18 protein-coding genes, 3 tRNA genes and 1 pseudogene are annotated in these 18,973 nt (G+C 68.8%); 13 read left to right on the top strand and 9 right to left on the bottom strand.

What is annotated here, in order from left to right:
- Positions 1-34: 34 nt before the first annotated feature.
- Positions 35-406, bottom strand: a complete 372-nt coding sequence (locus OG241_RS29945; protein ID WP_405819550.1) for a helix-turn-helix transcriptional regulator — start codon at positions 404-406, stop codon at positions 35-37.
- Between the two features lie 132 nt (positions 407-538).
- On the opposite strand from OG241_RS29945, the gene OG241_RS29940 reads away from it, so the two are divergent.
- Positions 539-1,429, top strand: coding sequence for an ANTAR domain-containing protein (locus tag OG241_RS29940; protein WP_405819548.1), 891 nt, complete (start codon positions 539-541; stop codon positions 1,427-1,429).
- Positions 1,430-1,504: 75 nt separating this feature from the next.
- Here OG241_RS29940 and OG241_RS29935 read toward each other — a convergent pair whose 3' ends face one another.
- Both OG241_RS29935 and OG241_RS29930 read right to left on the bottom strand, forming a co-directional pair.
- Positions 1,505-1,699, bottom strand: a complete 195-nt coding sequence (locus OG241_RS29935) for a CsbD family protein (RefSeq protein ID WP_405819546.1) — start codon at positions 1,697-1,699, stop codon at positions 1,505-1,507.
- A gap of 49 nt (positions 1,700-1,748) precedes the next feature.
- On the bottom strand, positions 1,749-2,756 hold the full coding sequence (locus tag OG241_RS29930; protein ID WP_405826489.1) for a Ppx/GppA family phosphatase: 1,008 nt from the start codon (positions 2,754-2,756) through the stop codon (positions 1,749-1,751).
- A gap of 367 nt (positions 2,757-3,123) precedes the next feature.
- On the opposite strand from OG241_RS29930, the gene OG241_RS29925 reads away from it, so the two are divergent.
- The 6 genes from OG241_RS29925 (at position 3,124) to OG241_RS29900 (ending at position 8,526) form a co-directional block, all read left to right on the top strand.
- A tRNA-Asp gene (locus tag OG241_RS29925) sits at positions 3,124-3,198 on the top strand.
- 31 nt (positions 3,199-3,229) lie between these two features.
- A tRNA-Phe gene (locus OG241_RS29920) sits at positions 3,230-3,303 on the top strand.
- Between the two features lie 103 nt (positions 3,304-3,406).
- A complete protein-coding gene (locus tag OG241_RS29915) occupies positions 3,407-3,796 on the top strand; it encodes a hypothetical protein (RefSeq protein WP_405819544.1) in 390 nt (129 codons plus the stop codon).
- Between the two features lie 111 nt (positions 3,797-3,907).
- A complete protein-coding gene (gene hrpA, locus OG241_RS29910) occupies positions 3,908-7,990 on the top strand; it encodes an ATP-dependent RNA helicase HrpA (protein WP_405819543.1) in 4,083 nt (1,360 codons plus the stop codon).
- 124 nt (positions 7,991-8,114) lie between these two features.
- Positions 8,115-8,189 (top strand) — tRNA-Asp (locus OG241_RS29905).
- Positions 8,190-8,331: 142 nt separating this feature from the next.
- Entirely contained in the window at positions 8,332-8,526 is a 195-nt protein-coding gene (locus OG241_RS29900; protein WP_405819541.1) for a DUF6274 family protein, read from the top strand.
- Between the two features lie 492 nt (positions 8,527-9,018).
- On the opposite strand, the gene bldC is transcribed toward OG241_RS29900, so the two are convergent.
- Together bldC and OG241_RS29890 are read right to left on the bottom strand one after the other, a co-directional pair.
- Positions 9,019-9,225, bottom strand: a complete 207-nt coding sequence (gene bldC / locus OG241_RS29895) for a developmental transcriptional regulator BldC (RefSeq protein ID WP_003949541.1) — start codon at positions 9,223-9,225, stop codon at positions 9,019-9,021.
- Between the two features lie 512 nt (positions 9,226-9,737).
- Entirely contained in the window at positions 9,738-10,589 is an 852-nt protein-coding gene (locus tag OG241_RS29890; protein WP_405819539.1) for a hypothetical protein, read from the bottom strand.
- Between the two features lie 232 nt (positions 10,590-10,821).
- On the opposite strand from OG241_RS29890, the gene OG241_RS29885 reads away from it, so the two are divergent.
- Together OG241_RS29885 and OG241_RS29880 are read left to right on the top strand one after the other, a co-directional pair.
- Entirely contained in the window at positions 10,822-11,922 is a 1,101-nt protein-coding gene (locus tag OG241_RS29885) for a Leu/Phe/Val dehydrogenase (RefSeq protein WP_405826488.1), read from the top strand.
- A 288-nt stretch (positions 11,923-12,210) separates the two neighbouring features.
- Positions 12,211-12,474, top strand: coding sequence for a DUF3073 domain-containing protein (locus OG241_RS29880; protein WP_405819538.1), 264 nt, complete (start codon positions 12,211-12,213; stop codon positions 12,472-12,474).
- A 248-nt stretch (positions 12,475-12,722) separates the two neighbouring features.
- Here the strand turns inward: OG241_RS29880 and purM are convergent, their stop codons facing one another.
- From purM to OG241_RS29860, 4 genes are all read right to left on the bottom strand, one after another.
- Positions 12,723-13,808, bottom strand: a complete 1,086-nt coding sequence (gene purM, locus OG241_RS29875; RefSeq protein WP_405819536.1) for a phosphoribosylformylglycinamidine cyclo-ligase — start codon at positions 13,806-13,808, stop codon at positions 12,723-12,725.
- A gap of 66 nt (positions 13,809-13,874) precedes the next feature.
- Positions 13,875-15,404, bottom strand: a complete 1,530-nt coding sequence (gene purF / locus OG241_RS29870) for an amidophosphoribosyltransferase (protein WP_405819534.1) — start codon at positions 15,402-15,404, stop codon at positions 13,875-13,877.
- Between the two features lie 94 nt (positions 15,405-15,498).
- Complete coding sequence (locus OG241_RS29865) at positions 15,499-16,356, bottom strand: META domain-containing protein (RefSeq protein ID WP_405819532.1); 858 nt, start codon at positions 16,354-16,356, stop codon at positions 15,499-15,501.
- 85 nt (positions 16,357-16,441) lie between these two features.
- Positions 16,442-17,263: a sterol carrier family protein gene (locus OG241_RS29860; RefSeq protein WP_405819530.1), complete on the bottom strand. Its 822-nt coding sequence runs from the start codon at positions 17,261-17,263 to the stop codon at positions 16,442-16,444.
- Between the two features lie 92 nt (positions 17,264-17,355).
- On the opposite strand from OG241_RS29860, the gene OG241_RS29855 reads away from it, so the two are divergent.
- The 4 genes and pseudogenes from OG241_RS29855 (at position 17,356) to OG241_RS29840 (ending at position 18,937) form a co-directional block, all read left to right on the top strand.
- Positions 17,356-17,637: a type II toxin-antitoxin system Phd/YefM family antitoxin gene (locus OG241_RS29855; RefSeq protein WP_405819528.1), complete on the top strand. Its 282-nt coding sequence runs from the start codon at positions 17,356-17,358 to the stop codon at positions 17,635-17,637.
- A 2-nt stretch (positions 17,638-17,639) separates the two neighbouring features.
- Positions 17,640-17,921 (top strand): type II toxin-antitoxin system RelE/ParE family toxin, encoded by a 282-nt coding sequence (locus OG241_RS29850; RefSeq protein ID WP_405819526.1) that lies wholly within the window; start codon positions 17,640-17,642, stop codon positions 17,919-17,921.
- 193 nt (positions 17,922-18,114) lie between these two features.
- Positions 18,115-18,219 (top strand): annotated as a pseudogene (locus OG241_RS29845) (Uma2 family endonuclease); the annotation flags it as partial.
- 172 nt (positions 18,220-18,391) lie between these two features.
- Positions 18,392-18,937: a DUF4232 domain-containing protein gene (locus OG241_RS29840; RefSeq protein WP_405819524.1), complete on the top strand. Its 546-nt coding sequence runs from the start codon at positions 18,392-18,394 to the stop codon at positions 18,935-18,937.
- Positions 18,938-18,973 lie beyond the last annotated feature (36 nt).

Genomic DNA, 18,973 nt, shown 5'->3' with positions numbered 1-18,973 from the left:
TCACCGCATGTGTCGCGTCACCGGTCGGCTCGCGTCACTGATCGTCTTCGGAACTCCGCGCGTGTGGAGCCGTCGACTGCAGCTCACGCCGGCCGTCGACGTGTTCGGCATCGTGCCGCGCGAGGAGCGACAGCAGCTCCGCCACGCTCAGCCCCTCGTCGGCGGGATGGCGCAGGATCGTTCCGGCCTCGATCCGGTACGCGTTGGAACGTCCCTGACGGGTGTGGGTGAGATAACCGGCCGTCTCCAGGTCCGAAACGATCTTCTGAACGGCGCGCTCGGTGAGGCGACATCGGGCGGCGATGTCACGGATGCGGACGGTGGGATTCTCCGCGATCGCAGCGAGGACACGGGAGTGGTTGGTGAGGAACGTCCACCCTGTGTGTGATTCGGGTACTCCACGCATGCCGACAGCATAGGCTCCTCGATTCACGTATTCAAAAGGCCGAACTTTGTTTCATGTATCTCTTGACGTACGAACGCCTCGGGCAGACGCTTGAAGAGCCACGAACTGCCCGATGCCCACGGAGTATCCGCAATGCCAGACCGCGCAGTTACTACGCAGCTCACGGTGGCGAACGAAGTCCCCCTGGCGCCGCTCGCCACTCCGTCGAGCGACACCCCCGCACCGCTGCTCGGGATCGAGACCCGCCCCGACGGCTACGCGACGCTCGTCGTGGTCTCGGGCGCGATCGACCTCGTCACGGAGCAGGCCTTCCACAAGGGTCTGCGCCAGGCCCTGGCCGGCTCGGAGCGCGGCATCGACCTCGATCTGAGCGGCGTCGACTTCTGTGACTGCTCCGGGCTGAACGTCCTGCTGCGGATCCGGAGCCACGCCCTCGACGAGGGCAAGATCGTCACCATTCGGTCGGCGAGCGCCGCGGTGCTCCGGCTCTTCTCGATCACCGGCACGCTGCCGCTGTTCGCCGGCGTGGGCGAGGGCGAGGAAAGGGGCGCGGGAAAGGGAAAGGAACCCGAGGTCATGAACGGGGCCGACGCGACCGGCCGGGTCCCGGCCACAGACACAGACCCCACCGCGGACTCGGCCGCGGAATCAGCCGCCGGCTCCGCCGCACACTCCGCCTCGGCCCTCGCCCTCGGCGCCGAGGCCGCACCGCTCGGCGAAACCGACCAGGATCTGCGGATCGAGGTGATTCAGCTCCGGCGGGCGATGCAGACGCGGCCCGTCATCGACCTCGCCCGGGGCGTCCTCATGGCGTCCTTCGGTCTGAGCGCCGAGGACTCCTGGAAGGTGCTCGTCGCGGTCTCCCAGAACACCAACACCAAGCTGCACGAGGTGGCCGACAACCTCGTCGGCGCCGTCACGGGCGACGCCCTCCCCGAGGCGTTCCGACTACGGATCGCCGAGACGGTCGCAGACCTCCGGACACCACCAAAGGGCCGGGCGGGAGTTGCTCCTCACCCCTGAGCCCGACCTCCGGGCCCGCCCACCCCATGGCCCGACCCACCGCCAAGCCGCCGGCCCGGCCCCTGAACCAGCTGCTCAGCCGCGGTCCCGCCGGCTCTCGCGCCGCATGGCCTTCTCCGCGCGCTCCCGGGTCTCGCCCCTGATCTTCTTCGCCTCGCCGCGAGCCTTCTCCAGCTTGCCTTCGAACTCCTGCTCGTGATCGCTCGTGGCCTTGCCGGCCAGCTCCTTGGCCTTGCCCTTGATCTTGTCGGTACGCCCCTTGTCCACCATGGCTCCTCCGTAAGTCGAGTTGACGGGTGGCCCGGGAGGCACCGGTACCTCAGGCCTCCGGGGCCGCGATCCGCAGCGGGGTAGGCCCCGCGGGCGCCTCTTCGTCCCTCTCCTGAGTGATCTCCGCCCACCACGATCCACCGTCCTCGATGCACCGCAGCAGCACGCCCTCGCGGATGGCCCACGGGCAGATGGTGAGCCTCTTGATGCCCGTCAGCTTCATCGCCGTGTGCCCGACCACCGCTCCGGCCAAACTCTGCAGGGCTCGCGGCGCGGAGACCCCGGGGAGTGTCGCCCGCTCGGCCGCCGGCAGAGCCGCGAGGCGGGGCAGACAGGCGCGGAGTTCTCCTCGCGTCAGCTGCCGCGCCACGAACACGCCCTGGCGACCTGGTGCGGCCCCGCAGAGCCGGGCCAGCTGCTGGAAGGTCCGAGAGGTCGCCACCGCCATGTGGGGCCCCTCCCACCTGAGCCGTGCGGCCACGTCCCGCAACTGATGACGCACCCGGCGGCGCAGCGCCCTCAGGTCCTCCTCCGACGGCGGATCCTGGCCGGCGAGGAACTCCCGGGTCAGCCGGCCGGCGCCGAGCGGCAGCGACGCCGCGAAGTCGGGCAGCCTGCCGCGCCCGCACGCCACCTCCAGGGAGCCGCCGCCGATGTCGAACACCGCGAGGGAGCCGGCCTGCCAGCCCAGCCACCGCCGGGCACCCAGGAACGTCAGCTCGGCCTCGACCTCTCCCGGCAGCGTGCACAGCCGTACGCCGGTCTCGTCCCGTACGGTCCGCAGCACGTCGGCCCGGTTCGGCGCGGCGCGTATGACCGCCGTCGCGAAGGCCAGTGGCCCGCCCGCACCCCGCCGCTGGGCGGTCGCGGCGGCCGACGCGACCGCCTTCACGAGCCGGTGCACGGACTCCTCGGGGATCACTCCGTCGCGTTCCACCTGCTCGGACAGCCGCAGCCGCCACTTGGCCGTGTGCGCCGGCAGGGGCACACCGTTCCGGGTGTCCGCGACCACCAGCCGAACCGTGTTCGAACCCACATCCAGCACGCTCATCCGCATGCGGGCGGAGTACCCTGCGCGGCGCACCCCACGCCCTCCGGTGCACGCGCCGACACGCGCTCGGATCGCCTCCGAACCCCCTCGGGAATCTCACCGGACCCCCTCCGGAATCCCGCCAGAACCCTTCCGGAATCCCGACCGCACGCCCCCGACCTGCGTTGTCTCCTGCGCGGAGCATCCCCCGTGGTCTGATACGCTTTTCCAGCGACATCGGCACGCCAACAGCCCCAACCGGTCACTCAGAACCACCAGATCGGCCACGGCGACCAGGCAGTCCGACACTCGCAGTCGGTGTCGGTTCACGACGGGAAATCTCGTTGGGAGCACACGACACGGTGTGCGAGACTTACGTCGCGCACAACAGCAAGGTCCTGTGGAGCAGTTTGGAGTGCTCGCCACCCTGTCAAGGTGGAGGCCGCGGGTTCAAATCCCGTCAGGACCGCTGAGGTTGCATGTTTCACGTGAAACCTCGTGGCTGGGTAGCTCAGTTGGTACGAGCGATCGCCTGAAAAGCGATAGGTCGCCGGTTCGATCCCGGCCCCAGCCACAACCCGAAGGCCCCGTCCAAGCGGACGGGGCCTTTGTCGTGCTCACGCTTGGCAGACGATGCGGGGCGGCGCTACGTTCTGGCAGGTCCGCGGAGCGACAAGGTGGGGGCAGGGACGATGGTTCGGGGCGGGGCGAAAGCCGAGCGGGATCATGACGGGCTGGAGAAGAGCCGGGCGCTGTACGGACTCCTGGCCGTGGTCATCAGCAACCTCGCGATAGCCGGAGTGGCGATCTTCGGCGTGTGGCGTCTGCACGGCGACTCGGCCGTGATCGTGGGCATCCTGACCTCGGCGTTCACGGCGGTCAGCACGATGACGACGGCCTATCTGAGCATCAAGGCGATGTCCAACACCGCGAAGACAATGGTCCTGGGCGACGCGAGCGCCCGCATGACGCCCCCGGCAGCTCCTCCTGTGGCCCCGGTACCGCAGCCGGCCGGTCCTGTCAGCCCGGTCAGCCCAGTAAGTCCGGCCGGCCCGATCGGCGACTGAGGACACTGCGGACGCCGAAGGCCCTGAGGACGGGGCCGCTCGGGCTGTCGCCGGGCCCCGTGACAAAAGCGTTCGCCAGTAATTTGGCCGAGGTGAGATCCTGGACCGCGTATGTCTACGCATCCTGCCTCCGCCCCCGGCCACAGCCCCGGCGTCAGCGCCACCGGGTCCTCCACCCCCGGCGCTCCCGCCCTCGGCGATCTCGCCCCCCGCCTGACCGAGCTGTCCCTGCGCGACGCGCACCGGCTCGGGCGCAGGCTCGAAGGCGCGCGCAGGATCCGCAAGCCGGAAGCCCGCGCCGCCGTCCTCGCCGAGATCGAGGCGGAGGTCGCGAAGGCCGAACTACGGATGGCCGAGCGGCGCAGCCGGGTCCCGGCGGTCAGCTACCCCGAGCAGCTGCCCGTCAGCCAGAAGAAGGACGAGATCGCCGCCGCCATCCGCGACCACCAGGTCGTCATCGTGGCCGGTGAGACGGGGTCCGGGAAGACCACCCAGATCCCCAAGATCTGCGTCGAACTCGGCCGGGGTGTGCGCGGCATGATCGGGCACACCCAGCCCCGTCGTATCGCCGCCCGTACGGTCGCCGAGCGGGTCGCCGACGAGCTGGACACGCCCCTCGGTGAAGCCGTCGGCTGGAAGGTCCGGTTCACCGACCAGGTGAACCAGGACGCGACGGTCATCAAGCTCATGACGGACGGCATCCTCCTCGCCGAGATCCAGACCGACCGCGAGCTGCGCGCCTACGACACGATCATCATCGACGAGGCCCACGAGCGGTCCCTCAACATCGACTTCCTGCTCGGCTACCTCGCCCAGCTCCTCCCCCAGCGCCCGGATCTGAAGGTCGTCATCACCTCGGCGACCATCGACCCCGAGCGCTTCTCCCGGCACTTCGGGGACGCCCCGATCGTCGAGGTCAGCGGCCGAACGTATCCCGTCGAGGTGCGTTACCGCCCGCTCCTCGAAGAGGACACCGAGGATTCCGACCGCGACCAGATCACCGCGATCTGCGACGCCGTCGAGGAGCTCCAGGGCGAGGGCAAGGGCGACATCCTCGTCTTCCTCTCCGGCGAGCGCGAGATCCGCGACACGGCGGACGCGCTGGGCAAGCGGAACTACCGGTTCACGGAGGTTCTGCCCCTCTACGCCCGGCTCTCGCACGCCGAGCAGCACCGGGTGTTCCAGCAGCACACCGGCCGCAGGATCGTTCTGGCGACCAACGTCGCCGAGACCTCGCTCACCGTGCCGGGCATCAAGTACGTCATCGACCCCGGCTTCGCCCGTATCTCCCGCTACAGCCACCGCACCAAGGTCCAGCGGCTGCCCATCGAGGCGATCTCCCAGGCCAGCGCCAACCAGCGCAAGGGCCGCTGCGGCCGTACGTCGGACGGTATCTGCATCCGGCTCTACAGCGAGGACGACTTCGAGGCCCGCCCGGAGTTCACGGACGCCGAGATCCTGCGGACGAACCTCGCCTCCGTCATCCTCCAGATGACCGCCGCCGGTCTGGGCGACATCGAGAAGTTCCCCTTCATCGACCCGCCGGACCACCGCAACATCCGCGACGGCGTCCAGCTCCTTCAGGAGCTCAACGCCCTCGACCCCACCGAGAAGGACCCCCGCAGACGGCTCACCGACACCGGCCGCAAGCTCGCGCAGCTGCCCGTCGACCCCCGGCTGGCCCGGATGGTCCTGGAGGCCGACAAGAACGGCTGTGTCCGCGAGGTCATGGTGATCGCCGCCGCGCTCTCCATCCAGGACCCGCGCGAGCGCCCCGCCGAGAAACAGACGCAGGCCGACCAGCAGCACGCCCGCTTCAAGGACGAGACGTCCGACTTCCTCGCCCTGCTCAACCTCTGGCGGTACGTCCGTGAGCAGCAGAAGGAACGCGGCTCGTCGTCGTTCAGGCGGATGTGCAAGCAGGAGTACCTGAACTTCCTGCGGATCCGCGAGTGGCAGGACATCTACACCCAACTCCGTACCGTGGCCCGCCAGATGGGCATCCACCCCAACGAGGACGACGCCCCCGAGCAGAGCGTCCACGTCTCCCTCCTGGCCGGGCTCCTCTCCCACATCGGGATGAAGGACGTACCGAAGTCCACGAGCGGCTCAGCCGGAGCGTCCACGTCGACCGGCGACAGCCCCCGCAACGCCTCCGGCAAGAACGAGTACGTCGGGGCCCGCAACGCCAAGTTCGCGATCTTCCCCGGCTCCGCCCTCTTCAAGAAGCCCCCGCGCTTCGTGATGTCGGCGGAACTCGTCGAGACGTCACGTCTGTGGGCCCGGGTCAACGCCCGCATCGAGCCGGAGTGGGTCGAGCCCCTCGCCGAGCACCTCCTCAAGCGCACGTACAGCGAGCCGCACTGGGAGAAGGACCAGGCCGCGGTGATGGCGTACGAGAAGGTGACGCTGTACGGCGTACCGATCGTCGCCCAGCGGAAGGTGAACTACGGGCGCATCGACGCGGAGGTGTCCCGTGAGCTGTTCATCCGGAACGCGCTGGTCGAGGGCGACTGGCGGACGCACCACAAGTTCTTCGCCGACAACCGCCGGCTCCTCACCGAGGTCGAGGAGCTGGAACACCGGGCCCGGCGCCGGGACATCCTGGTCGACGACGAGACGCTCTTCGACTTCTACGACGAGCGCGTTCCCGAACACGTGGTGTCCGGCGCCCACTTCGACTCCTGGTGGAAGCGCAAGAAGACCGAGGAGCCCGAACTCCTCGACTTCGAGCGGGCGATGCTCATCAACGAGCGCGCCGGCGACGTCAGCAAGGACGACTATCCGGACGCCTGGCACCAGGGGCGGCTCAAGTTCCGGGTGACGTACCAGTTCGAGCCGGGCGCGGACGCCGACGGTGTGACCGTCCACGTCCCGCTCCAGGTGCTGAACCAGGTGACGGACGAGAACTTCGACTGGCAGATCCCGGGCCTGCGCGAGGAGCTGGTGACGGAGCTCATCCGTTCCCTGCCCAAGCCGATCCGCCGCCACTACGTCCCGGCCCCCAACTTCGCCAAGCGCTTCCTGGCCACCTCGACGCCGTCGGCCTCTGGCCGCCCAATGTCACAGCAGGAGCCGCTGACGGTCACCATGGCCCGCGAGTTGAAGCGCTTGGTCGGAGTCCCGTTCACCGCCGACGACTTCGACTGGGACCGGGTCCCCGACCATCTCCGGATCACCTTCCGGGTCGTCGACGAGCGTCGCCGCAAGCTGGCCGAGGACAAGGACCTGGAGGCACTGCGCCTCCAGCTCAAGCCGAAGGCCCGCCAGGCCATCTCCCAGGCCGCGGCGGCGACCGCCGAGCGCGCCGGCGGCGAGTCCCTGGAGCGCACCGGCCTGACGGACTGGTCGATCGGCACCCTGACGCCCCTCTTCGAGACCCGCCGAGCCGGCCAGCCCGTGAAGGCGTACCCGGCGCTGGTCGATAACGGCGACACCGTCTCCGTACGCCTCTTCGACACCGAGGCCGAGCAGCAGCAGGCGATGTGGAAGGGCAGCCGGCGGCTCATCCTGCGCAACATCCCGGTCAATCCAGCGAAGTTCGCGTCCGAGAAGTTGACGAATGTTCAGAAGCTCGCGCTGTCCGCGAATCCGCACGGTTCGATCCAGGCCCTGTTCGACGACTGCGCGACGGCCGCGGCCGACAAACTGATCGCCGATTTCGGCGGCCCGGCCTGGGACGAGGAGTCGCACCGGAAGCTGTACGAGAAGGTGCGCGCGGAGATCGTCGACACGACGGTCCGTACGGTCAACCAGGTGCAGCAGGTGCTGGCCGCCTGGCAGGCCTGTGAGCGCCGTCTGAAGGGCGTACGCAGCGCCGTGCTCCTCCCGAACCTGACGGACGTACGGAAGCAGCTGGACGGCCTCGTACGGCCCGGCTTCGTCACGGCGGCCGGTCTGCGGCGGCTGCCCGACCTGATGCGCTACCTCGTCGCCGCGGACCGACGCCTGCAGCAGATGCCCACCAACGTCCAGCGGGACACCTCCCGTATGGAGAAGGTGCACGAGATGCAGGACGAGTACGCGTGGCTGCTGGAGCAGTTGCCGCAGGGCCGGCCGGTGCCGTCGGCGGTGCTGGACATCCGCTGGATGATCGAGGAACTCCGCGTCAGCTACTTCGCCCACGCGCTGGGCACGGCGTACCCGGTGTCGGACAAGCGGATCGTGAAGGCGATCGACGCACAGGCCCCGTAAAACCCCGTAAAACGACCGTCGAGGCCGTAACGGGGTCGGCACGGTAAGTGAGTTCGCCCCCGGGCTCGCCCTCCTGTACAGTCTCTTTTCGCAGCACAGCGCAACATCAAGTGCCGCGAAACCTGGTCCTGTGGAGCAGTTTGGAGTGCTCGCCACCCTGTCAAGGTGGAGGCCGCGGGTTCAAATCCCGTCAGGACCGCAAGTGAAGTACGAGAGGGCCCGAGTCTCAGGACTCGGGCCCTCTCGCGTTGCCGTCGCGTCGACGGCTTGACGGCGCCGCGCTCCCCCGGTACCCAGAGAGCAGGGCCTTCGATGCCCTGTCCCCCTTCCGGAGGTGGCGCATGGCGGCGACCGCGCGACGGCACGAGACGCGTGCTCTGCTTCGGGCACACCTGTCGGCCGCGAGCGGGTACCGGCATCTCACGCGGCACTGCCCGATCTGCCACCGGTTACAGCGGCTCGCCATGGAGCGCTGCGACGCGGACACCGAGGCTGACGTCGACGAGGCACCGGGTGCCAACAGCCGTTCCCTCTAACACCTGTGCCACAGCGTCAACAAGGCGCGCAGGGTGTGACGGGTGTCACTGCATGAGTTTTCGAAAAGTGGGTTCTTACCGGTCTCCTACAACTGGTCAATTTAATATGTGCAATTGCACCAGCCTCAGACAGGTCCCGCGGCAGGTCCCACAGCAGATCCGACACCCCTCCCCAGACTCCAACAAGCCCGCTCACAGCACCCCGTGCCACCCCCGCTCGCGGGCACAAAAAAGAGATCGCGCTGGACCCGGCGGAGTCCAGCGCGATCTCTACGACGCGCCCATGAAGCTGTGGAACAGGTGGAACTGCGTTGGGCGTGGGGCCTGTTGGGGCAGGACCCGCGTCGCACGAGCGGTCAAAGATCAAGCTGATGGAACAGGTGACTCTGGTGACTCAGGTGACTCTGATCTTGCGGATGTTGCTGGTGTTGCCAGTCGGACGGCTCGGCCGATAGTTGGGGGACCTGCCGACACGTCCGACTATTCAGTTGGTCAGGCCTCGCTGCGCTGCTGCGGAATGCCCGCAAGCAGGGCGCGGACCTCGGCCTCGCGGTATCGGCGGTGTCCGCCGAGCGTGCGAATGGATGTGAGCTTGCCGGCCTTCGCCCACCGCGTCACCGTCTTGGGGTCAACACGGAACATGGTGGCGACCTCAGCCGGGGTCAGCAGCGGCTCGGCATCAGGGGTGCGAGCGGTCATGAGCGGCCTCCTCGGGAGAACCGAACCTTCTCGGTTCATTCCTCTAAATTCTGCACCTTGACCCGCGTTGCCCGAAATGGCGGATGCGGGTCGAGTCGGTTATAGGACGAACGGCTTGTCCTCGGCACTACAACTACACCATCTGTCCAACCGCGTAGGCCAAACCGACGGAATTGCCCTCCCAGGCGGCCATCAGCGACGGAAGCCGATGGACCATGCCATAGCGGACAGTCACGCCACTGTGACGATCAGTCACAGTGGCGATCAGGAGTCACGAGACCCCCCATAGCGTGCAATGCTGAGATTCCACCCATAGCTGGGCAGATAGAGCCTCCCCCGGACTCCTTGTCCTATTTTGGCACGAGGAGGGGCAAGGGACGCAAGCCACCTGTACGTGCGGTCCGTCACGCTTGACACAAACGCCCGGATCGGGACCTACGTCCCACGGCAGCCCCAAGAGCGTCCCACAGAAATGGAACTCACGTTCCAGGGAGTCTTTTTTTGACGAACTGTCAGTTCGCCGACCGCCGGTCCCGCACCGACTGCCACCGCTCCACGAGCCGCCCGTACGCCTCCCCGGCCGCCTCGCCGTCCCCGTCGCGCAGTGCCTCGATCCCGGCGGCCACGTCCGCCGCCGAGTGGTCGCCGGCCAGATCACCGGCCGGCAGCACATGCACCAGGCCGCCGTAGTCCAGCTCGACCAGCGACCTCGGGTGGAACTCCTCCAGCCACCGCCCCACGTCCAGCAGCCCGTCGATCAGCGGCCCCTCGTCGAGGGCGCCACGCAGGGTCCGCAGCCCGCGCGCCACGCGCCGCCGAGCCTGCACCATGGGCGTCCGGTAACGCAGCACGGGCGCCGCGCCCCCGGGGGCCCCCGAGCCCTTGTCGTACTCGCGCTCCTCGTCGGTCACGAGCACGAACCAGTTGAGCGGCACCTGCCAGGTCGCCGTGCGGATCCACGGGCGGGCGTCCGGGTTGCGGGTCAGCCAGCGCTCGTAGTCCTGGGTGGCCTGATGGCGTACGAGGGGCGGCAGAGCGGCGTCCAGGAGCGGCAGCGGCAGCTCCTCCCCCAGCCCGCCCAGCGCCTGCCAGCCGCGCAGCCGGGTCCGCCAGGGGCAGACGCACAGCACCCCGTCGACCTCCGTCACGAACGCGTCGGCGCTCTCGTGCACCGGCACCGCGACCGGCGGGACCGGCAGCAAGTCGGCCAGGGAGCGCCGTAGTTCGTCCTGGTACGAGGGCCGGTCGGGCCGCCGGGCGTAGCGCGCCCAGTGGCTGCGCTCCGGCTCCGGGAAGGCCGCCAGCGGCTCGTAGACGCGCAAGTAGGACGCGTACGGGACGATCACCGAGGACACCTTGGGCACGCCTGCTCCCTCCCCCCTGGACGACCTGGAAAAACCGCGTAAGCAGCACAGTGCAGCACGGGAAAATTATGCAAACCGTCCTACCGGCCCGTGCCACCGGTGGGTGATCCTCGGCACTGCGGGGACGGTTGGCATACGCGGACCAGGCAGGAGCTCTACTCTCATGCCCACGGAGGCCGCCACCCGTACGGGCTCCAGCCCCAACCGCCGCTACTTCCCTGGAGTCACCACAGTGACCGACGTAACCGGCGCGCCTGCTGATGTACTGCACACCCTGTTCCACTCGGAGCAGGGGGGTCATGAGCAAGTCGTGCTCTGCCAGGACCGGGCCACCGGCCTCAAGGCCGTGATCGCCATCCACTCCACCGCCCTGGGCCCCGCGCTCGGCGGTACTCGCTTCTACCCGTACGCGAGCGAGGCGGAGGCCGTCGCCGACGCGTTGAACCTCGCGCGCGGGATGTCGTACAAGAACGCCATGGCCGGTCTCGACCACGGCGGCGGCAAGGCCGTGATCATCGGCGATCCGGACATCGTCAAGAGCGAGGAACTCCTCCTCGCGTACGGCCGGTTCGTGGCCTCGCTCGGCGGGCGGTACGTCACCGCGTGTGACGTCGGCACCTATGTGGCCGACATGGACGTGGTCGCGCGCGAGTGCCGCTGGACGACCGGACGGTCCCCGGAGAACGGCGGCGCGGGCGACTCGTCCGTGCTGACCGCCTTCGGCGTCTACCAGGGCATGCGGGCCTCCGCCCAGCACCTGTGGGGCGACCCGTCGCTGCGCGGGCGCCGGGTCGGCATCGCGGGCGTCGGCAAGGTCGGGCACCACCTGGTGCGGCATCTGCGCGAGGACGGCGCCGAGGTGGTGATCACGGACGTACGGGAGGACGCCGTACGCCGGATCCTGGCCGCCCACCCGGACGGCGGGGTCACGGCCGTCGCCGACACCGCCGCGCTGATCCGGACCGAGGGGCTGGACATCTACGCGCCCTGCGCGCTGGGCGGGGCGCTCAGCGACGCCACCCTGCCCGTACTCACCGCCAAGGTGGTGTGCGGAGCGGCCAACAACCAGCTCTCGCACCCCGGCGTCGAGAAGGACCTCGCGGACCGCGGGATCCTCTACGCGCCCGACTACGTCGTGAACGCCGGTGGCGTGATCCAGGTGGCCGACGAGCTGCACGGGTTCGACTTCGAGCGGTGCAAGGCGAAGGCGGCGAGGATCTACGACACCACGCTCGCCATATTCGCACGTGCGAAGGCAGACGGGATTCCGCCGGCCGCGGCGGCCGACCGGATCGCCGAGCAGCGGATGGCGGAGGCCCGCCGGAAGCCGTAGCCGGACGGGGTGCGGAGGTACCGGTCGGCGGGGTGTTGGAGAGAACTCTCACCCCCGTCGGCGGGTCGGCCACCAAGAAGTGGTTAAAATCGCGGTTGACCAGCGGGGACAGGGCACCTCGCGGGTCCTGGGCACCGCCACGTCCTGCGGGCGACGTACCGTATGGGCGTGGGCTCAGGTACCGTGGAAGCCCTACGGACCGGTCTCTCCACGGAGAGCCCGTTCCAGAACATGAACGGGTGTCAAGACTCTGGGGCCATCGAGCCCCGTATCCGAGGGGGTCGAGCCATGGGGCGCGGCCGGGCAAAGGCCAAGCAGACGAAGGTCGCCCGCCAGCTGAAGTACAGCAGCGGCGGGACTGACCTCTCGCGCCTGGCCAATGAGCTGGGCGCTTCGACTTCGAGCCAGCCGCCGAATGGCGAGCCGTTCGAGGACGACGACGAGGAAGAAGACGACCCGTACGCTCAGTACGCGGATCGCTACAACGACGATGATGAGGACGAGGACGGACAAGGCTCCGGTCCCTCGTCCCAACAACGCCGTGGGGCTTGACGTCTTACTTCTGCTGCGGCGCGCCTGACAGGTGACGGGTTTCGTTCACCGGTCCTGCAGGGCACAGCAGCTGCACCTCACCCGGTCCGGGCGATCTAGCACCGGACCGGGTTTCGTGCGTTGCCGCTCCGCTGGGGTTGGGCGGGGTTGGCGCCTGGGCGGTCGGGGGGTGCCGGTTTTTTGGCGGGTGCGGGTGCGTTGCGGTTGCTCGCGCCGTTCCCCGCGCCCCTGCGTGGCGGCTTCGCCACCTACTCGGACGCGTAGTTGCCGATCAGTTCTGCGCCCGTGGTGTGGTTGTCGCGGTCTGTGATTTCGCCTGCGATCCAGGCTTCCACGCCTCGGTCGGCCAGGGTGGCCAGGGCGATGTCCGCTGAGTCCTCGGGGACGATGGCGATCATGCCTACGCCCATGTTCAGCGTCTTCTCCAGCTCCAGGCGTTCGACGGAACCCGTCTTCCCTACGAGGTCGAAGACCGGGGCCGGGGTCCAGGTGGAGCGGTCGACGATCGCGTGCAGGCCGGCCGGAATCACCCGGGCCAGGTTGGCGGCCAGACCGCCGCCGGTGATGTGCGAGTAGGCGTGCACGTCGGTGGTCCGCATGAGGGCCAGGCAGTCCAGCGAGTAGATCTTGGTGGGGACGAGGAGTTCCTCGCCGAGGGTGTGGCCGAAGTCGTCGATGTGCGCGTCCAGGGACATGCCGCCCTGGTTCAGCAGCACATGCCGGACGAGCGAGTACCCGTTCGAGTGAAGCCCGGAGGCCGCCATGGCGATCACCGCGTCACCCGTACGGATGCGATCCGCGCCGAGCACCCGGTCGGCCTCCACGACGCCCGTACCGGCGCCGGCGACGTCGAAGTCGTCCGGACCGAGCAGACCGGGGTGTTCGGCCGTCTCGCCGCCGACCAGAGCGCAGCCGGCCAGTACGCAGCCCTCCGCGATGCCCTTGACGATCGCCGCGACACGCTCGGGGTGCACCTTGCCGACGCAGATGTAGTCGGTCATGAACAGCGGTTCGGCGCCGCACACCACGATGTCGTCCATGACCATGGCGACCAGGTCGTGGCCGATGGTGTCGTACACGCCGAGCTGCCGGGCGATGTCGACCTTCGTGCCGACGCCGTCGGTCGCCGAGGCGAGCAGCGGGCGCTCGAAGCGCTTGAGGGCGGAGGCGTCGAAGAGGCCGGCGAAGCCGCCCAGGCCGCCGAGGCCCGCGACCTCGGGGCGCTGCGTCTTCTTCACCCACTCCTTCATCAGCTCGACGGCACGGTCGCCCGCTTCGATGTCGACGCCGGCGGCCGCGTAGGAGGCGCCGGAAGCAGAGTTGGTCGCAGACATTGCCTGGGATCTTTCGGGTTGATGTGAAGCAGGAGAGCAGGAGCAGCAGGGCTGCCGGAGCAGGGCTTACGGGCGGCGGATCGCGTCGGCCGCGGCCGTGGCGGCGGGCCCTGCGGCCAGCTCGGTCTCCAGGAGCTGCTTGCCGAGCAGTTCGGGGTCCGGAAGGTCCATCGGGTACTCGCCGTCGAAGCAGGCACGGCACAGGTTCGGCTTGGCGATGGTGGTCGCCTCGATCATGCCGTCCAGGGAGATGTACGAGAGGGAGTCGGCGCCGAGCGAGGTGCCGATCTCGTCGATGGTCATGCCGTTGGCGATGAGCTCCGCGCGGGTGGCGAAGTCGATGCCGAAGAAGCAGGGCCACTTCACCGGCGGCGAGGAGATCCGGATGTGGACCTCCGCCGCGCCGGCCTCACGCAGCATGCGCACGAGCGCCCGCTGGGTGTTGCCGCGCACGATCGAGTCGTCGACGACGACCAGCCGCTTGCCCTTGATGACTTCCTTCAGCGGGTTCAGCTTCAGCCGGATACCGAGCTGCCGGATCGTCTGGGAGGGCTGGATGAACGTACGTCCGACATACGCGTTTTTGACGAGCCCTGCGCCGAAGGGGATTCCGGAGGCCTCGGCGTAACCGATGGCGGCCGGGGTGCCGGACTCCGGGGTCGCTATCACCAGGTCGGCCTCGACAGGGGCTTCCTTGGCGAGTTTCCGACCCATCTCGACGCGGGAGAGGTACACGTTCCGGCCGGCGATGTCGGTGTCCGGGCGGGCGAGGTACACGTACTCGAAGACACAGCCCTTGGGCTTCGCTTCCGCGAATCGTGACGTACGCAGACCGTTCTCGTCGATGGCGACGAACTCGCCCGGCTCGATCTCGCGCACATAGGCGGCGCCGCAGATGTCGAGGGCGGCGGACTCGGAGGCGACGACCCAGCCGCGCTCCAGCCGGCCCAGGACCAGCGGGCGGATGCCCTGCGGGTCGCGGGCGGCGTACAGCGTGTGCTCGTCCATGAAGACGAGGGAGAAGGCGCCCTGGACCTGCGGGAGGATGCGCGCGGAGGCGTCCTCGATGGTCAGCGGCTCGCCCTCGTCGTCGGTCTGGGCGGCCAGGAGGGCCGTCAGCAGATCGGTGTCGTTGGTCGCGGCGACGCGCGGGGTGCGGCCGTCGTGCTGCTTGGGCAGGTCGGCGACCATCTCGGCGAGCTGCGCCGTGTTGACGAGGTTGCCGTTGTGGCCGAGGGCGATGGAGCCGTGGCCGGTCGCGCGGAAGGTGGGCTGGGCGTTCTCCCAGGTGGAGGCGCCAGTGGTCGAGTAGCGGGCGTGACCGACCGCGATATGACCCTTGAGCGCGCCGAGCGAGGTCTCGTCGAAGACCTGGGAGACAAGCCCCATGTCCTTGAAGACGAGGATCTTCGAGCCGTTGCTCACCGCGATACCCGCGGATTCCTGGCCTCGATGCTGGAGGGCGTAGAGCCCGAAGTAAGTGAGCTTGGCGACCTCTTCGCCGGGGGCCCAGACCCCGAAGACGCCGCAAGCGTCCCGGGGGCCTTTCTCGCCGGGGAGCAGATCATGACTGAGTCGACCGTCACCACGTGGCACGGCACCGAGTGTAGGCGAGATCGACCACTGGTCCGAATTAGGGAATGCGAGGGTGATGTGCGGGCACTCGGGGGCCGTGGACTGCGGTAAGAGCTCAATCGGCGACGATCGCGCTGGCGGTGGTCCCGTTTGCGCTGGTCAGGGACAGACTGCGGTGGTCGATCTTGTACGCCGTCCGGCCGTCGAAGAGTTTCAGGAAGGTCTTCTCGGCCTTCATGAGTGAGGCGTCGCACATCCTTCGGGTGGTCGCCGGGCTGCCGAAAGTGATAGCGCCATCGCTGACCGTTGCCTCAGCAGAAACGTTGTTGCACACAGCTTTGCCGCTGACGGTGCCCCTCTTCTGATCGAAGACGAGGTAGGCGTCGGCGCCGGAGGGGAGGGGGGTGGCGGAGTCACTGTCGGTGGCGGTGTCGGTGGCACCGAGTGCCGTGATCTTCCACTTGGTGCCGTAGAGGGCGGCGGCCTTCTCTTCGGAGAGGTGGATGGTCTCGCCGGTCCTGGTGGTGAGGGTGAGCTGCTGGGCGCTGCTGCCGTCGGCGTCGGCCTTCGCGGTGAGGGTGCCGCCGGTGAGCGCCTTGGAGAGACTGCTCTCGAAGGTCATCCGATCACCCTGACAGGCCATGTCGGTCGAGCGGGCCGTGCCGAGGTCGATGGCGTCGCCGTCGACCGTGGCGGTGGCTCCGAAGCTGTTGCAGCCGTAGTTGCCGCTGACCTCGCCGTCCTTGTCGATCTGCAGGAAGGCGCCGGCGGGGGCGGCACTCTTCTTCCCGTCCACGGTCAGGTCGTCGATGCTCCAGTGGACGCCGGTGACCTCGGATGTTCCCGATCCGGTGCCCGTCCCGACGGTCCGGCTGCCGCCGCCGTCCTTCTCGTTGCCGCAGGCGGCGGCGAGGGGGAGCACTGCCAGGGTCAGGAGGCTGAGGCTGACGCTCGTCAGTCGCTGCGTGTTCATGCCGGTGGGACGGAAGGGGCCGGTGGGCGGTTCCCGTCCGGCCACTCTTCGGAGGAGTCTGCGGATTCTCCGTACGGGGCCGCCGTCAGCCCATGAGGGGCAGCAGCCCTCCGAGGTCGGCGCGTTCGCCGCTCGCGCTGACCTGGGCGTTGTCGAGGGCGTCGGCCCATCGGACCCGCCCGGTGGCCAGGCGGATCCAGGTCAGCGGGTCGGTCTCGACGACGTTGGGCGGGGTGCCACGGGTGTGCCTCGGGCCTTCGACGCACTGCACCACGGCGTACGGCGGGACGCGGACCTCCGTCGAGCCGCCGGGTGCCTTGGTGGCGAGGGCGTCGGCAAGGAGGCGGGTGCAGCTGGCGAGGGCCTGACGGTCGTACGGGATGTCGAGGCCCGGGACGGCGGCGTTCAGGTCGTCGGTGTGGACGACCAGTTCGACGGTACGGGTGACGAGGTATTCGGCGAGGGTCATGGCGCCGGTGCGGGTGGCGAGCCGGCGGGTGCCGGCGGCTTCGCCGACTGTGGCGAGGCGGTCGGTGAGGCGTTCCTCGGTGCGGGCGTAGAGGGCCTGGAGTGAGTCGAGGTCGGGGTGAGCGGCGGCCAGTTCACGGGTGCCGTCGGAGATGTCCGCCGCCCGGGCTGCGGTGGCGAACGGCCAGTCGAGAAGGGCGAGTTCGGCTTTCGGCGGCTCGTCCCGGTCGAGGTTGCGACTGACGGACTCCACAGCCATGGTGACGTGCGCGACCAGGTCGTGGACCGTCCAGTCGCCCAGGCGGGTGGGGAGGGCGAGCTGGGCGGGGGCGAGGGTGGGGAGGGCGGCGCGGATGTTGGCGTACTGGGCGAGGACCGCGGTGCGGGTCTTGGCGGGGTCGTAGGTGCGGGACTTCGGCTTTCTGGCGGCCGGGGGCATGGCGGGGAGGGTAGCGGGTGGGGTGGGGAACGGGGAATTGCCCTGGGTCGGTATCCGGGCGGGTACTCATGTACATCTGTTACATTCATGACATGACTGACCCGGTGATTGAGTCCATGGCCGAAGTCCGCAGCCATCTCGCAGACGTAATCGATCGTGCCCGCCACGACGAAACGCCGACGGTCATCACGCGGCGCGGCAAGCAGGAAGCGGTCGTGATCGACATCCGGGAGTACCAGCGGCTGAGTCAGATCGCCGAGAACGCCGAAGACGCATGGCTCAATCGGCTGGCCGACGAAGCGGAGTCCGAGGGCACGGAAGGATCGGTCTCACTCGAAGAGATGGCCGCCCTGCTCCGCGCCGATCAGGGCTGACCGTGGGGTACGCCACGCGCTTCACGGCACACGCCCAGCGGGACATGTTCAAGATCCCGCGCCCTGACGCCCTGCGCATCCTGCATCGCCTCGCCGACCTCCAGAAGGCGATGGACGCGGGGGACACGACCCCGTTCGACGTCAAAGCTCTCCAGGGGCACGACGCCCGTTGGCGGCTCCGAGTCGGTGACTACCGCGTCATCTACACGGTCGAGGACGGCCAACTCATCGTGTGGGTCCTGTCCGTCGGCAACCGCCGTGACGTCTATCGCCAGGTTCCTTAGCTCCCGGACCCTTCCTCGCTCCTCATGAGCAGTGCCCCTGGCCGACGTGAGTCACGAACGCCTGGAAGGCGGATGGGGAGAGGCTGAGGGCGGGGCCTTGGAGTCGCGGACGGCTATGTGGGCTTAGAGGCGAAGGCGAGGTGGGAAGTCAGAGGTCTCCCCGGGACTGGGCGCTCCCGCCCGCATGGCGTCGAACCGCCACGAGAAGCCGGCCGCGTACGGCCAGTCCGGGATTCCCCTGTGCCTCCTGATCGACCGGGACTCCTGCACCATCACCGTGCACAGCTCCCCGACCCGATCGGCATAGAGCTCGACACGGGCACGTGTACGAAGCGGTGACATCGGTTACCCGACTGTCGAGAAAAGGATCTACGGCCCGCCCAACCTCCTCCAGACTCCGCGCCTCTTCAGGTGCGTAGGCACGCACTGACCAGCGTGCCAGTCCGTACACGAGGGGAACCAGAGACTCCATGAACAACAAGCTCGCCGCCGTCGCCCTGGCCGCTGTCGTCGCCGGCGGCTACGCCGTCACCGCCGTCCCGGCCTCGGCCGCCACCACCGCCAAGGCCGCTCCGACCCGCTGCCACACCGCCGACCTGAAGGCCGGTTTCGCCACGGGGGGCGACGCGGCGCCGGAGATGGGGCAGACCACGAAGCAGACACAGGCGTTCATCTGGTTCACCAACAAGAGCTCGCGCACCTGCACGGTGTCCGGCTTCCCCGGTGTTGACATGGTCGGCGCCCAGTCGACCGACGGGACGTGGTCGCTGGCGCGCTCTGCCAAGAAGCCCGTGAAGATCACCCTGGCGAAGGGCGACACGTTGGACTTCAGCATCAACCTGCTCCCGGTCGCCAGGTCCACGCCGAAGACGGAGAAGTTCGTCCCGAAGACCTTCCTGGTCACCCCGCCGAACGAGACGACGCACTTCACCCTGACGTGGCCCTTCGGCGGCCAGATCCTCAAGCACGACGGCGCCACCCACCCGGGCACCTACGTCAACCCGATCGGCTTCTGACCCACCACCCGGACCGTTGAGGGCCCCGCCTGCCAA

This window comes from Streptomyces sp. NBC_01390, from assembly GCF_045040105.1.
Lineage (GTDB): Bacteria > Actinomycetota > Actinomycetes > Streptomycetales > Streptomycetaceae > Streptomyces.
Note: the sequence above shows the minus strand (reverse complement) of the source record. Positions and strands in the feature narration are given on the sequence as shown.

Excerpts from the sequence above, each read along its gene's own strand:
- OG241_RS29945 (WP_405819550.1), bottom strand. The coding sequence starts at position 406 with ATGCGTGGAGTACCCGAATCACACACAGGGTGGACGTTCCTCACCAAC.
- OG241_RS29940 (WP_405819548.1), top strand. The coding sequence starts at position 539 with ATGCCAGACCGCGCAGTTACTACGCAGCTCACGGTGGCGAACGAAGTC.
- OG241_RS29935 (WP_405819546.1), bottom strand. The coding sequence starts at position 1,699 with ATGGTGGACAAGGGGCGTACCGACAAGATCAAGGGCAAGGCCAAGGAG.
- OG241_RS29930 (WP_405826489.1), bottom strand. The coding sequence starts at position 2,756 with ATGCGGATGAGCGTGCTGGATGTGGGTTCGAACACGGTTCGGCTGGTG.
- hrpA (WP_405819543.1), top strand. The coding sequence starts at position 3,908 with ATGTCTACGCATCCTGCCTCCGCCCCCGGCCACAGCCCCGGCGTCAGC.
- OG241_RS29900 (WP_405819541.1), top strand. The coding sequence starts at position 8,332 with ATGGCGGCGACCGCGCGACGGCACGAGACGCGTGCTCTGCTTCGGGCA.
- bldC (WP_003949541.1), bottom strand. The coding sequence starts at position 9,225 with ATGACCGCTCGCACCCCTGATGCCGAGCCGCTGCTGACCCCGGCTGAG.
- OG241_RS29880 (WP_405819538.1), top strand. The coding sequence starts at position 12,211 with ATGGGGCGCGGCCGGGCAAAGGCCAAGCAGACGAAGGTCGCCCGCCAG.
- purM (WP_405819536.1), bottom strand. The coding sequence starts at position 13,808 with ATGTCTGCGACCAACTCTGCTTCCGGCGCCTCCTACGCGGCCGCCGGC.
- OG241_RS29865 (WP_405819532.1), bottom strand. The coding sequence starts at position 16,356 with ATGAACACGCAGCGACTGACGAGCGTCAGCCTCAGCCTCCTGACCCTG.
- OG241_RS29860 (WP_405819530.1), bottom strand. The coding sequence starts at position 17,263 with ATGCCCCCGGCCGCCAGAAAGCCGAAGTCCCGCACCTACGACCCCGCC.
- OG241_RS29855 (WP_405819528.1), top strand. The coding sequence starts at position 17,356 with ATGACTGACCCGGTGATTGAGTCCATGGCCGAAGTCCGCAGCCATCTC.
- OG241_RS29840 (WP_405819524.1), top strand. The coding sequence starts at position 18,392 with ATGAACAACAAGCTCGCCGCCGTCGCCCTGGCCGCTGTCGTCGCCGGC.